The 13,744-nt window shown below is 63.1% G+C and carries 12 protein-coding genes; 1 reads left to right on the plus strand and 11 read right to left on the minus strand.

The features are described 5' to 3' along the window. Positions 1–90 precede the first annotated feature (90 nt). Entirely contained in the window at positions 91–2,229 is a 2,139-nt protein-coding gene (locus Mame_RS18610) for a TonB-dependent siderophore receptor (RefSeq protein ID WP_018066686.1), read from the plus strand. A gap of 27 nt (positions 2,230–2,256) precedes the next feature. On the opposite strand, the gene Mame_RS18615 is transcribed toward Mame_RS18610, so the two are convergent. From Mame_RS18615 to Mame_RS18670, 11 genes are all read right to left on the minus strand, one after another. Further along, positions 2,257–3,141, minus strand: a complete 885-nt coding sequence (locus tag Mame_RS18615; RefSeq protein ID WP_033410888.1) for a helix-turn-helix domain-containing protein — start codon at positions 3,139–3,141, stop codon at positions 2,257–2,259. Positions 3,142–3,493: 352 nt separating this feature from the next. Continuing rightward, on the minus strand, positions 3,494–3,718 hold the full coding sequence (locus Mame_RS27770) for a hypothetical protein (RefSeq protein ID WP_018066683.1): 225 nt from the start codon (positions 3,716–3,718) through the stop codon (positions 3,494–3,496). Between the two features lie 35 nt (positions 3,719–3,753). Then, positions 3,754–4,281, minus strand: a complete 528-nt coding sequence (locus tag Mame_RS18630) for a nuclear transport factor 2 family protein (RefSeq protein WP_018066682.1) — start codon at positions 4,279–4,281, stop codon at positions 3,754–3,756. Positions 4,282–4,336: 55 nt separating this feature from the next. Beyond that, on the minus strand, positions 4,337–5,494 hold the full coding sequence (locus Mame_RS18635) for an acyl-CoA dehydrogenase family protein (RefSeq protein WP_018066681.1): 1,158 nt from the start codon (positions 5,492–5,494) through the stop codon (positions 4,337–4,339). Between the two features lie 50 nt (positions 5,495–5,544). Further along, positions 5,545–6,342, minus strand: coding sequence for an oxepin-CoA hydrolase, alternative type (locus tag Mame_RS18640; RefSeq protein WP_018066680.1), 798 nt, complete (start codon positions 6,340–6,342; stop codon positions 5,545–5,547). Next, on the minus strand, positions 6,342–8,312 hold the full coding sequence (locus tag Mame_RS18645; RefSeq protein ID WP_018066679.1) for a 3-hydroxyacyl-CoA dehydrogenase NAD-binding domain-containing protein: 1,971 nt from the start codon (positions 8,310–8,312) through the stop codon (positions 6,342–6,344). The genes Mame_RS18640 and Mame_RS18645 overlap by 1 nt, the downstream gene beginning before the upstream one ends. After that, positions 8,309–9,523, minus strand: coding sequence for a CaiB/BaiF CoA transferase family protein (locus tag Mame_RS18650; RefSeq protein WP_018066678.1), 1,215 nt, complete (start codon positions 9,521–9,523; stop codon positions 8,309–8,311). Before Mame_RS18650 ends, Mame_RS18645 begins: the two co-directional genes overlap by 4 nt. Continuing rightward, on the minus strand, positions 9,520–10,467 hold the full coding sequence (locus Mame_RS18655) for an SMP-30/gluconolactonase/LRE family protein (protein ID WP_018066677.1): 948 nt from the start codon (positions 10,465–10,467) through the stop codon (positions 9,520–9,522). The genes Mame_RS18650 and Mame_RS18655 overlap by 4 nt, the downstream gene beginning before the upstream one ends. Beyond that, positions 10,460–11,983, minus strand: coding sequence for a tripartite tricarboxylate transporter permease (locus tag Mame_RS18660; RefSeq protein ID WP_018066676.1), 1,524 nt, complete (start codon positions 11,981–11,983; stop codon positions 10,460–10,462). The genes Mame_RS18655 and Mame_RS18660 overlap by 8 nt, the downstream gene beginning before the upstream one ends. Position 11,984: 1 nt before the next feature. Further along, complete coding sequence (locus tag Mame_RS18665) at positions 11,985–12,431, minus strand: tripartite tricarboxylate transporter TctB family protein (protein ID WP_018066675.1); 447 nt, start codon at positions 12,429–12,431, stop codon at positions 11,985–11,987. A gap of 57 nt (positions 12,432–12,488) precedes the next feature. Continuing rightward, positions 12,489–13,736 carry an SDR family oxidoreductase gene (locus tag Mame_RS18670; protein WP_018066674.1) on the minus strand — a complete coding sequence of 416 codons (1,248 nt, stop codon included), beginning with the start codon at positions 13,734–13,736 and terminating at the stop codon, positions 12,489–12,491. Between the last annotated feature and the right edge of the window lie 8 nt (positions 13,737–13,744).

The raw sequence follows: 13,744 nt of genomic DNA on the forward strand, positions 1-13,744 counted from the left end.
TCGAATATGACAGCTACGCCGCCGACACCGCGCTGACGGACGCGCCGCATCGGTTGTCAATCTGCGGGACGCGATTTCTGGAAACTGAGCATGAATTATTCAATACGCAATCTGGCCGGACGGGCTTCTCTAAGGGGCTACAGGCTTGCTTTTCTTCTCGGCTGCACGGCGCTTGTCGCGGTCCCTCTGCCCCTTCAGGCCCAGGAGCAGGCGGAGAACCTGGATGCCGAAAGCGGCGACGTCACGGTTCTGGACCCGGTCTTCGTTTCGGTTGACGGCTATGGCGCCAGCGATGCCAGCTCGATCGTTTCCTTCGGCAATACCGGCGGCGGCAAGCTGGCGACCGATTTCCTCGATACTGCGGCTTCGGTCTCCGTGATCACGTCCAAGGAAATCCAGCAGCGCGACGCCCAGACGGTGGAACAGGTGCTCGATTACACCGCCGGCGTGACCACCGACTTCTACGGCTCCGACGATCGCTTCGATTTCTACAAGATCCGCGGCTTCGACGCATATACCTACCGCGACGGCCTTCCGCTCGGTTCGCCCTTCGGGGGCGTGCGCGAGGAGCCTTATGCGTTCGAGCGGGTGGAGGTGCTCAAGGGCGCCGATTCGACGATCTTCGGCGTCTCCGATCCGGGCGGCACGGTGAATTTCGTGTCCAAGACGCCGCGGAGCGAGCGCTTCGGCGAGGCTTATATCACCGGCGGCTCCTACGACCACGCCGAGGTGGGCTTCGACTTCGGCGACAACATTACCGAGGATGACACGCTTTCCTATCGCCTCACCGGCAAGTTTCAGAACGCCGACGCGGAATACGACTATTCCAATGATGACGAGAGCTTCATCATGGGCGGTCTGACGTGGCGCATCGACGATGCCACGACGATGACGCTGATCTACGACTATCTCGACACCGATGGTACGCCGGGTGGCGGCGGACATCCGATCGGCTCGGATTTCGACCGCAGCTTCTACCTCGGCGAGCCGGACTACAATTACAACGATGTGACCCGCAACACCGTCACCTGGATGTTCGACCACGATTTCGGCTCGGGACTGACCTTCAGCTCGCGGGCGCGCTATGCAAGTTCCGAGACCGGTTTCGGCTATGCCTATGTCTATGAGCCGGTCGACAACGGCGACACGATCGCCGACCGCTATTACTTCGGCAGCGCCCGCGACTATGACGATTTCGTCATCGACGCGCATTTCCAGTACGACACGTCCTTTGCCAATGTCGAAAGCCGCACGCTTGCGGGCCTGCAGTACCAGACCTTCTCCGGCACCAATGACAGCTATTACGATGTCGCGCCGGGCATTGACTGGACCAACCCGGTCTATTCCGGCGGCCCGAACTACAGCGGGCCCTATGCCAGCACGAAGAACGACCAGAACACGACTTCGGTCTACCTGCAGCAGGAGCTGACCTTCTCCGAAAAGCTGATCGCCTCGGTCGGCCTGCGCAACGACTGGCTGGATCTGGAACAGCGCAACCAGCTCACCGGCATCACGACCAGCGGCGACTACAGCGAGTTCACCGGCCGCGCGGGGCTGACCTACCGGATCACCGACGAAGTCTCGACCTATGCGAGCTATGCCCAGTCGGTGGCGCCGCCAACGCTCGGGATCGATCCGGAGCGCGGCGAGCAGTATGAGGTCGGCGTCAAATACGCCCCGCTCGCCTTCCCGGCCCTGCTCAGCGCCTCGGTCTATGATCTGACCAAGACCAACATCACGGTCACCAATCCCGCGACCAGCATGCAGGAATCGATCGGCGAGGCGCGGGTGCGCGGTATCGATCTGGAAGCCAAGGCCGAACTGCCGCACAATTTCAGCCTCACGGCGGCCTATTCCTACATGATGTCGGACATCGTCGAAAACGGCACGAGCGGCAATGTCGGCAACGAACTCGGTTTCGTCCCGAACAATGTCGCTTCCCTGTGGGTGGATTATACGCTGGAAGGCGAAGGCCGGCGCGGCGACATGACCTTCGGCCTCGGCGCGCGCTACCAGAGCTCCTATTATTTCGGCGAGGACAACAAGGTCAAATCCGATCCCAACATCACTTTCGACGCGGCCTTCAGCTATGATGTCGCGGAACACACGACGCTACAGGTCAATGCCACCAACCTCTTCAACGAGAAATATGTCGCCTATGGCGGCTACGGCGCCGACTGGTACAATCAGGGCCGCGCGGTTTATGTGACGCTGCGCCAGACATGGTGAGAAAAAGGATGCGCCATTGCGAGCGGGTCAGCGCGCGTTAAGGCGCGCCGACTTGCGCCAGGCTGCCGGCGTTTCTCCGGTGACCTGGCGAAACACGCGGGTGAGGTGCGCCTGATCGGAAAAGCCGAGCTCGGTGGCGGCATCGGCAACGCTGATGTCGCTTCCGACGAGCAGGTCTTTCGCGCGTTCGACGCGTCTGGCAAGCTGCCATTGCAGCGGCGTCTTGCCCGTGGTCTGCCGGAAGACTTCCGAAAACCAGCTTTCCGAAAGCCCGACGGTCTCGGCCATCTCGGCAACCGTCATGCGCGCGTGGGGCGATGCTTCGAAACGTGATATCAGCCGGTTCATCTGCGCCTCGGTGATCCGGCCGCCGGAAGCGCGTTCTCCGGCATCGGCGGGTATGTCCAGCAGCGCGGTCGCGAGGCTGCCGACAAGGCTTTCGGCATAGAGCGAATGGCGGGCGGGATTTGCCACCTCGTCGACGATCATGCCCGCCAGCGTGCCGATCGGACCGATATCATGGGTTTCCGCCGGACGGCGCAAAACGGCGCGTGCTGCGGAGGCGCCGAGCGATGGCGCGATGAAGCGCAGTAGCCTGTCCTCATGCAGATGAAGATCGAGATGGGAAAAGCGATGCCGGGCGGTGAACTGCGTCCACATCGGAACACCCGCCGGTACGTAGATCGCTCGCGTCAGCGGCCGTTCATGGCCGGAAAACGCGCCATTGCGGTTCGAGACGCGAATGCAATCCGAGACATCGTTGAAGAAGATGACGATCCGCGGATCCGGCGAAAGATAATAGGCGTTCGCGTCCCGATCGCCCTCGGCCTCCCAATAGACGCCGACAAGACCGTCAAGTCCGCGCCACTGGACCGGCGCGACCGGGCGAATGCCTTTCGTATGGCTCAACATCGAATGCCGATAGGTCAAGACAGGTTACCGTTTTCAAAGTGTTGGCCCATGCGCTGCCGCCGATGGAACATGACGATACCGTAAGCCGCTTCTGCGCTTCGATCAGGTTCAGACATTTACTTGACTATAAATATCATATTTTCCGCATGCGCAAGCATCGGTTCCCGCTGCTTGCGGTTGTCGATCCTCGCCGGGGCCTGCCCTCCGTGATGCACGTCAGGCGGCAAGGTCTTGCACTGCGAACCACTGCCAACGCGAACCCGCCGGATTCGAGACCGCCGCCCAGGCAAGGGAAAGAGGCCCAGGGTTCGAGCCGTTTCAATGATCGAGACGGCTTTCTCTTCGGATCGCATCAGTTGTGATCGGCCGACCGGGCGATCTCGTGCCGCAACCGATCGACCTTTGCGCCGGCCCACTGCCGGGCGTCGTCGCCGAACACGAACCGCGACGGTGCATCGTCCTGCGCGGCAAGCGCGCCGACTTGCCGTCCATGAAGTCGGTGCGCAGTCTTCTGACCTGCCTCCTGCTCCTTCACAATCCCGATGATCTGCTCGTCAGAGAACCGTGAACGCTTCATTCCGTCGGGCCGCTCAAGAAGGCCTTTGCTCGCGCCTATCCATTGTCGCAAAGCATGGCGTAAAGCGGATCATCGGGCCAGGCCGCGCCGATCGGGTGCCGCGGGCCGAACCGTTCGGCCTCTCCCTCGGACGGCGGCTCCTGATGATCGACCCAGTCGTAGACGACCGTGCGTTTCAGCACCCGCCATTCCTCCGCGCGCTTTTCGAAGACATCGCAGTAGCGGCCGCAAAGCAGCACCTGGCGTTCGACGCCGTCCGCGCCACGGCCCCGCTGGAAGGCAATGAAATAGGTTTCGACGGCCGCTCTGTCGCTCTCCAGAAATGTTATCAGGATATTTCCGACATTGTGAATGTTGCGCGGCCGCCGGGCCCAGGCGGTCCGCACCCTGTCGAAGAACCCTGAAACGGGACCGTCATAGGCCCCGTGGCAATCATGGGCATCGGGCCAGTATGACGACAGCAGCGCCGCCTCGTCGGCGCGGTCGATCCCCCTGCAATAGCGGTGGATGCAGTCGCGGATGGCCTCTTTGTCCAAAAGCATTTCGAGTCGCGGATCGCCCATGTGTTTGCCTGCCTGCGGTTTCATCAATGCGCCCCCTCGCGCCCAGCATGCCTGATCAGGCCCTCGGCCTTTTGCGCATCTGCCTGACGATGTTGAGCTGGTGGATCTGGCTGGTGCCCTCGTAGAGGCGGAAGAGGCGGACATCCCTGTAGTAGCGCTCGATCGACGAATAGTTCGCCACATAGCCGGCGCCGCCGAACACCTGAACACAGCGGTCGGCTATACGGCCACAGGCTTCGGATGCGAAATATTTGCAAATCGACGCCTCAAGCGCGATGTCCTGGCCATCATCCCGCGCACGGGCGGTTTGCAGGATCAGCGCGCGCGCGGCCTCGATCTCGGTTCTGCAATCGGCCAGAAGGGCGGCGACAAGCTGGAAGTCGATGATCGCCTGGCCGGATTGCCGACGGGTTTCAGCGTGGTCCATAGCCATATCCAGCATCCGGATCGCCGGGCCGGTGCACAATGCGGCGAGGTGAATCCGCTGTTTGTTGAGAACCTTCATCGCCGTTCGAAAGCCCTGGCCCTCTACGCCGCCGATCAGGTTCCGGGCAGGCACCCGCACCGAATCGAGGAGCACTTCACCCACCGGCGAACCCGCCTGTCCCATCATCTTGTAGGGCGGCGAGGTTTCAAGCCCCGGGCTGTCGCGCCGGACGATGAAGGCCGAGACGCCGCGGGCGCCGGGCGTATCCGGATCGGTTCGCGCCATCACCGTGAAGAGATCGGCGATCGGCGCATTGGTAATATAGCACTTGCGTCCATCGAGGATGTAGTCGTCGCCGTCGCGGCGGGCCGACGTTGTCAGGGCGCTGGCATCGGAACCTGCCTCGGCTTCGGTGAGCGCAAAACTGCCGGTCATCGCTCCGCTGGCAAGAAGGGGCAGATAGGTTGATTTCTGCTCTTCCGTTCCGTCGGCGACCAGAGCTTCCGAGCCGATGCCGGTGTTGGTGCCGACCCGGGCGCGGAAGGCTACCGCGCATTGCGAGAGTTCAAACGCGGCGAGGATCAGTTCTTCGGTCGTAAGGCCCAGTCCGCCATATTCCTCGGGGATCGACCAGCCGAAATAGCCGCGCTTCGCCATGTCCGAAACAATGGCGTCGGGGATCCGGTCCTCCGCCGCAACCTGATCCTCGGCGGGATGTGCTACGGTGCGAACCCAGGTGTTTACCTCGGAAAGAAGCGTGTCCAATGCGTTGCGGTCGCGGATCATGTTCGTGTCCTCATGCCAGGCGGCAGCCGATGTCTGACGGGGCGAATGGGCTACCGGTTCGGGAAATCCGGCTTGCGTTTTTCGAGAAAGGCCTGCAATCCCTCCGCTGCTTCCCTGCCATATCGTGCCTTGTTGATATTGCGTCCTTCCAGGTCGATCTGCTCGGCAAGTTGGTTTTCGCGCGCGGACGCAATCTCGGTCTTGATAACGGCGATCGCCTCTCTGGCCCCTGTCGCACATGCTCGCGCCAGATCGAGCGCAGCCTCGATCGCGTGGCCATCCTCGCACAGCGTGTTGACGGCGCCTGCCGCGTGCAGCCGCGCCGCCGAAACCGGTCGTCCCAGCATGCAGAGCTCAGACACCAGTTGTCGGGGCAGGCTATCGGTGAGGAAATGCGTCGCGCCGCCGTCGGGCGTGAGACCGATCTTGACATAGGCGACGGTGAATCTGGCCGCGTTCGAGGCGACGACCATGTCGCATGCGAGAGCGAGCGAAACGCCAAGCCCCGCCGCTCCGCCCTCGACAGCCGCGATCACGGGCGTCGGGCAGTTGCGGATCGCAAGGATCATCGCCGCGAGCGCATCCGTATTGCGGCTGACTTCGGACAGATTCTGGCTGCGGCTTTCCTGCAGGGCGCCGACATTGCCGCCGGAAGAGAAGAACCCGCCGGCGCCCGTCAGAACGACGGCGCGAATGGCGGCATCATTGCCGGCATCGACGATGATGGCCCGCAGCGCCTCATATTGGGCGCGGCCAATGGAGTTCCGTGTCCGCGGACCATCGAGCGTGACAAGCCTGATATTGCCATCGATGATCTCGCTGCGCACTGCGGTTTCGTTTTCGTGCATCAGTTCTCTGCCCCGTTGCGAAGATGGGTGTTCCAATACATCGGACCGCCCAGTTCCCTGGGAAATCCGTAGCCGTTGACCCAGACCACATCGATGTCCGACGCACTGCGGGCTATGCCCTCGGCGAGCAGGGCTTGCCCCTCGGCGACCATGGCGTCATGGGTTCGGGCAATGATTTCGGCATCGCCGATCCTGCGCCGGCTCACGCCGCGCGCCCGCGCCACTTCGGCGATGATCGCGTCGACCTCGTCCGAGGGACTGGCGCGGCCATCGGGATAGTCGTACCAACCCTTGCCCGCCTTCCGGCCGATCCGGCCGCTTTCGCAAATCGCATCCGCAATCGGCTCGCTGATCCCCTCGGCTTTCCGCATGCGCCAGGAAATGTCGAGGCCGGCCAGGTCCTGCATCTCGCATGGCCCCATCGGCCATCCGAAAGCGCGAAAGGCGCGGTCGATATCCGCCGGAGCCGCGCCCTCGCAAAGAAGATCCGGCACGGCCCTGTTGCGCGCCTGCAGCATCCGATTGCCGACGAAGCCGCGGCAGACGCCGACAGTGACCGCCTGCTTGCCAAGCCTTCGCGCAACGGCATTCGCGGTCTTGAGGACGTCGGCGGCTGTATCACGCGCCCTGACGATCTCCAGCAGTTTCATGATATGGGCCGGCGAGAAGAAGTGCAGACCCACGACATCGGCAGGCCGCGAGGTTGCCCCGGCTATGATGTTCACATCGAGATAGGATGTGTTGGTGGCGAGAATCGCGCCGGGCTTTGCGATGGCATCGAGTTCAGTGAAAATGGCTTGCTTGACCTGCATGTCCTCGAACACGGCCTCGACGATCAGGTCACAGACCTCAAAGCGCGCCAGCGCAGGCTGCGGCTTGATCAGCCCGACGCGCGCTTCGGCTGCCGCCGCATCGATCATGCCGCGCTCGACCATCCGCTCGTAGGAGCCGGCAATGCTGGCAAGGCCGGCTTCCAGCGCCTCCGGCGAGGCATCGAAGATCAGCACCTGAAAACCGGCATTGGCAAAGGCCATTGCGATACCGCGACCCATTGTGCCGGAACCGATCACACCCACACATTCCACCTGGCGAGCTGAAACGCTCTTGTCCTCAACGCCCCGCGCGGCCGCGCGCTCGGCGAAGAACAGATGGCGCAGGGCCGCCGAGGCCGGGCTTGCGACCGCCTCGAGAAACAATGCGCGTTCATGGGCAAGCGCCGCTTCGAAAGACTGGGACTGGGCGAAAAGCACAGAGTCCAGGACTCGTTCGGGGGCCCGCGATTTGAGTGTCTTGCGCTGCCCGTCCGCAATCGATCCGAGCCGGTCGGGATCCACGGCGATCGGTCGCGACCTGTGTGACAGCGCCGCCGGAATGTCGTTGGCCGCGATGCGCGACCGCAGGAGTTGGACGGCGGCCGCCACAGGATCGCCGTCGGCGACCAGATCGATCAGGCCGGCGGCCAGGGCATCGGCTGCCGGCATCATCGCGCCGCTGCCCGCCAGGCGCAGCGCCGTTTCCGCTCCCGCAAGCCAGGTGGTGCGAACCGTGCCGCCAGAACCGGGCAGAATGCCCAGGGTGACCTCCGGCAGACCGATCTTCGCATCCGCCCCGGCAATCCGGAAGGTGCAGGCAAGCGCAACCTCGAATCCGCCACCAAGGGCGGTTCCGTGCAGGGCGGCCGCGGTCGGCTTGCCCAGGTTTTCGATCAGGGACAACACCTCCGGCAGGCCGGGTTCGAGCGGCTGTCCAAGCTCCGAAATTTCGGCGCCGGCAATGAATGTTCGACCCGCGCAGGCGATCACCGCCCCGGCTATATGTGCGTCCTCCTTTACAGACTTCAGCGCATCGACGAGCGCCTGCCGCAGTGATTGCGACAGCGCATTTGCGGGGGGCCTGTCGATTGTCAGAACGGCAATCTCTCCAAGGCGCTCGATTCGGACAAGGCGCTCCTCTGGCATGGTCATCGTCATACGACCTTCTTTTCTCGATAAGCCGCAATTTCTTCCGCGCTCAGGCCGAAATCGCCCAGGATGGAATCGGTATCGGCGCCAAGTTCCTTGGCCGCCCACCGGATGCGTCCGGGGTTGCGGGTCAGACGGGGCACGACATTCTGCATGCGAACCGTGCCGAAATCCTCATCCGGCACGGCGGTCACGACCTCGCGGGCCTGCACCTGGGCATCTTCGAAAATCTGCTCGACGGAATAGATCGGGCCGATCGCTCCGTTTTCGCGTTCGAACGATGCCAGAGTCTCCTCAAGCGTGTGGCTCTCCATATAGGCTGCGAAAATCTCGTCGAGTTCGGCGCGAAACTCCATGCGCTGCCGGTTTGTCGCAAACCGCGGATCATCGATCAGGTCTGCCCTCCCGATGGCGCGCATGTTGCACTTGAACATGCTGTCCGTCGAACCGGTAACCGTCACATAGCGGTTGTCGCTGGTGCGGAACACGTTGGCTGGCGCGGTGTACTGGTTGTTGTTGCCATCGCGCTCGCGAATCTGCCCGAGCTGATCGTATTCGATGGCAAGGTTCTCCAGCAGACGGAAGGTCGCCTCCGTCAGCGCAAGGTCGATCTCCTCGCCCTCTGTGCCGTTTCTGATGATGCCGTAAAGAGCGGCCAGAATGGAAAACGCGCCGAACAGACCGCCGAAGGCATCGGCGATCGGATAGCCGGGATGCACCGGCGCACCATCCCGCATACCGGTGATATGGGTCAGGCCGCCCATGGCCTCGAAAATCCGTGCAAATCCGCCCTGACCCGCCTTCGGCCCCGTCTGGCCGAAGGCCGAGACCCTGAGGATGACCAGTTTCGGATTGATCGCCCAAAGCGTATCGCGGTCCAGACCCCATTTGGCCAGCGTGCCCGGACGAAAATTCTCCACCAGCACATCGCTCTCCGCGACCATGCGCTTCAGCAGCGCGAGGCCCTCCGGCTTGCGCAGATCGAGCGTCCCGTACCGCTTGCCACGGTTGGTGACCTTCCACCAGAGCGGTTTGTTGTCTTTGAACGGCGGGAAGGCGCGCAGACCGTCGCCATGGGCGGGAATTTCCAGCTTGATCACGTCCGCGCCGAAATCGGCAAGAAGCGAGGCTGCGAACGGCGCGGCAATGATGGTGGCGATATCGAGAACCCTGAGCCCGGCCAGCGGGCCGAAAGCCTCGGTCTTTTCTGTAGACGTCATAGGTCTGTTCCTGACTTCAATATCTGCGTGGAAAGTTCAAACCGCTTTTCGGCAATGCCGGTGGCGCCGGTACCATCGATCGCGAACACAATGCCGCCATCGGGATGGGTCGATACGGCGCGCCCCGTGCGTGAATCGCGGATTGAGGTGACGAAGAGACGGTCCAGCGAGGCCCCGCCAAAGGCGAGGCTGCTCGGAAGATCGGTGGGCGCCGCAAAGCGCCTGATGAGCCTGCCGTCCGGCGCGAAACAGCCGATTTCGCCAATGCCGATCAACGCCGCCCAGATATTGCCGTCGCGGTCCACGGTGGCGCCGTCGATGCCCGACCCGATCGAGGCCGTGTCGATGTGCAGGCGCGGATCGGATATCCGGCCCGTATCGGGGTCGTAGTCACAGGCAAAGAGCTTGCGTTGCGGGGTGTCGCTGAAATAGAGGCAGTCCCCGGCGGGGCTGAAGCAGACACCGTTTCCGATCTGCAACGCCGTCCTGGTCCACCGATGGTTCAACGCGCCATCGATCTGGTGCAGATCGCCGATCGGCTCCCGGTTCCTGCCCATGCCGGCGCAGATGAAGCGACCCCGACGATCCGCCTTGCCGTCATTGAGGCGCATGTCCGGGCTCATGCCGGACAGCGCAAGGAGTGTGCCCACGGCTGCCGTGGCGGTATCGAGCAACACGAATTCATGATCCCGCGCGACCAGCAATCGTCCCCGATCCGCAAGGGCGATCGAACCGATATGTCCGCCGACCGGGATCACGTGCCGCGCAGCCGGCTCTTCCGCTTCGAATGCAAGTCCGCGGACCAGACCCGCGACCCCGTCGATCCACCACAGGCATTCCATTTCCGCGTCCCATAGCGGGCTTTCGCCGAGATCGTCGGGCCGATCGGAAAGGCGGATGAAACGGAGACCGTCCTTGTCGCCGATGGGCCGGGCCTCAGACATTTCCGACCTCGCGCGGATGCCGTTTCGCCACCATTTGCCATGTCTTTGAAGCAATCGCCCAGACGAGAATGGCGATTGTCACGACGCTGATCGTTCCTGCGATGGGGCGCTCGAAGAAGCTTCCGAGGTCGCCTCCGGAGACGACGAGCGCCCGACGGAAATACTCCTCGATCATCGGACCGAGAACAAAGCCCAGAAGAAGGGGGGCGACTTCGAAGCCAAGCGTCTTCATGCCCCAACCGAGAAAGCCAAAGGCCAGAAGAATGTATATGTCGGCAATCTGGTAATTTACGCTGTAAATCCCGATGCATGTGAGGGCGACAATGACGGGAAAAAGGAAATTGTAGGGGATCTTGAGAAGCCGCACCCACATGCCGACGAGAGGCAGGTTGAGGACGAGCAGCATGAGGTTGCCGATGACGAAGCTGACGATGAGGCCCCAGAAGAGATCGGGCTTGGACTGGATCACGTCCGGCCCCGGCAGGATGCCATGGACCATCATGACGCCGAGCATGATCGCCATGACGGGGTCGCCCGGAATGCCGAGGCTGAGCGTGGGAATGAAAGCCGCCTGCACGGCCGCATTGTTGGCCGCCTCGGGCGCAGCGACGCCCTCTATCGCCCCCTTGCCGAACTCTTCAGGGCGTTTGCTGACCTTGCGCTCAAACGCGTAGGAAACGAACGTCGCGACCAGCCCGCCAGTGCCGGGCAAGGCTCCGAAGAAGGCGCCGATGCCCGACCCGCGCAGCATGGGCATGGTCGAGCGCTTCCAGTCTTCACGCGTCGGCATCATGTCCTTCATGCGGATCCTGGCCTGATTGACCTTCGGCATGGACTCGCGCCCGGCATTGGCAATGATTTCGGGAAGACCGAAAAGTCCGATTGCGACGGCGACGAGCGGCAGGCCGTCGAACAGAAAGGGCTGGCCGAAGGTGAAGCGGGCGACGCCGCTGTTGAGATCAAGGCCGATCAGACCCAGGGCCAGTCCGAGCGACACGGACGCGAGGGAGCGAATTGACCGACCCGCTCCGATGACGGAAGCCGCGATCAGGCCGAGCGCCATCAATGCCACATATTCCTGGGGACCGAAGCGCAGCGCCACGCGCGCCAGAGGAACCGAAAATCCCGCCAGCAGAAGAACGCCGATCAGGCTGCCCACGAAGGAGGCGATCGCCGTCATGAACAGGGCCTGTCCGGCGCGGCCCTGCTGGGCCATCGGATATCCGTCGATGCTGGTGACGGCGCTGGTGGCCGTTCCCGGCAGGTTCATGAGAATCGAGGCGGTCGACCCGCCAAAGGACGCGCCATAATAGATGCCCGCCAGCATGATGAGCGCATAATTCGGGTCGAGATGGAAAGTGATCGGCATCAGCATGGCAAGCGTTGCCATGATGCCGATGCCGGGAAGCACGCCGATGAACGTTCCGAGGAATACGCCCAGGAAGCAGTAGAGGAGGCCGTTTAGCGAAAAGGCGACAGCGAGCCCGATACTGAGATCATGAAACAGGTTCGCCATTTCAATAAGCCTCGATCTGAAGGCCGAGGCCGACACGGAAAACCAGAGCGCAGGCAACGGCGGAAATCACCGCCAGAAGAAGCGATGCCGGCAATCTGGTCTTTCTGTTGGCCAGGCTGGAAAGGAACACCGCAAGCGCTACCGCGATCAGCATGCCGGCCCGCTCGATCGTCAGCGCGAACGCGATGAAGGCGGCGGCCAGAAAGAGAATGCCGCGAAGCTGCCCGGCATCGAAGCGCCATTTTGTTCCTTCCGGCTGGGCGGTAACAATCATCGCGACCGCGAGCAGCACCATGATCGCCCCCAGCACCGTGGGGAAGAAGCCCGGGCCCATGTCCCGCAGGCTCCCCGTCTCATAGCCGGCCGCCTCGACAATGATGAGTATCCCGATCGCGGCGGTTACCAGACCCGCCACGAAATCTTCCAGTCTTGCAAGCACGAAGCCCATTATCTCCTCCCGTGAGTGTGCTGGGTCGCCAGTTCTCTCATACGGACATTGCCGCCGTTACAGCGTATCTCCGGCATGAACGGTCTGTCCGGTTATGTAGGATGCATCCGCTCCGGTCAGGAACCGGCACACGGCCCCCAATCGCCGATGCGGTTTGCCGCACCACAAGATCGAGTTGACCCGGATACCCGAGCGCGCCCATTCAAGCGCAAGGGTTCGCGACAGCATTCCAAGCGCCGCGGCGGCGGCCCGGCCGGAGGGGCTCACCCCTTCCGCGATCACATAGACGAGGCTGAAATCAGCGGTACGATCAGGGGCCGCAGCGCAGGCCCTTGCCGTTGCAAGGGCCGTGTCGAGCGTTTCCGCCGGCGAACGATCGCAGGCGAGCGCGCTTGCATCGATCACGGACGAAAGCGGGCCGGTAGCGTCAAGACGCGCGCGCGCGACAACACCGGCGATGCCGAGGTCCATTTCGCCGGTCGCGCCCAGCAAGACTATCGCGCCCTCTGTCTTCGTGCCCTTTGCGGGGCCCGCGGCTTTCGGAGCCGACCCCATCATTCCGCCCCCATCGACGATCAGGGTCTGGCCGTTTATCCCCCCGCCTTCGGCGGAGGCGGCAAATGCCACGGCCGAGGCGATATCCTCGGGCCGTGCCAGCCGGCCGAGCGGAATGCCAGCGGCGACCGCGCTCAGATCGACGCGGGCCGTGCGTTCAAGCTCTTCCACCAGCGGAGTGGCGGTATATCCCGGCGCGACCGCCGCGACGGCGATGCCACGCGGTTCGAACTCTTCGGCCAGTGCGCGTGTCAGCGCGACAATACCTGCCTTGGTCGCGCTGTAGGGACCGCGCAATGCAAGCGCGCGATAGGCAGCGCCGGAGGCGAGGTTCACAATGCAGGAACCGGGCTTGAGGATCGCACCCGCCGCTTTCGCAATCTGCTCGACGGCGGTCAGATTGATGGCGACCATGTGAGCAATTGCCGCCTGAGGAAGGTCGACAAGCGTTCGCCCCGAACTGTCCGTGACCCCGGCATTGTTGATCACGACATCGAGCCCGCCAAGGGCCTCGGCAGCTTTCGCCGGCAGCTCTCCCGCCGCCTGCGGATCGGCAAGGTCGACGGCCAGCGCGACATGGCCGATCCCCATCAACCTTGCAAGCCGCGCGGCTTCGTCCGAAGCGATATCGGCAACCGCGACGGCATAGCCGTCGGCCGCGAGACGCATGCAGACCGCCCGGCCGATCCCGTGGGCGCCGCCGGTCACCAGTGCCCGGCGCTTTTGAGTCTGGTTGGTGGAATCCGCCACAGCCGTCT

It is taken from the genome of Martelella mediterranea DSM 17316 (assembly GCF_002043005.1).
In the GTDB taxonomy this organism is placed as follows: domain Bacteria; phylum Pseudomonadota; class Alphaproteobacteria; order Rhizobiales; family Rhizobiaceae; genus Martelella; species Martelella mediterranea.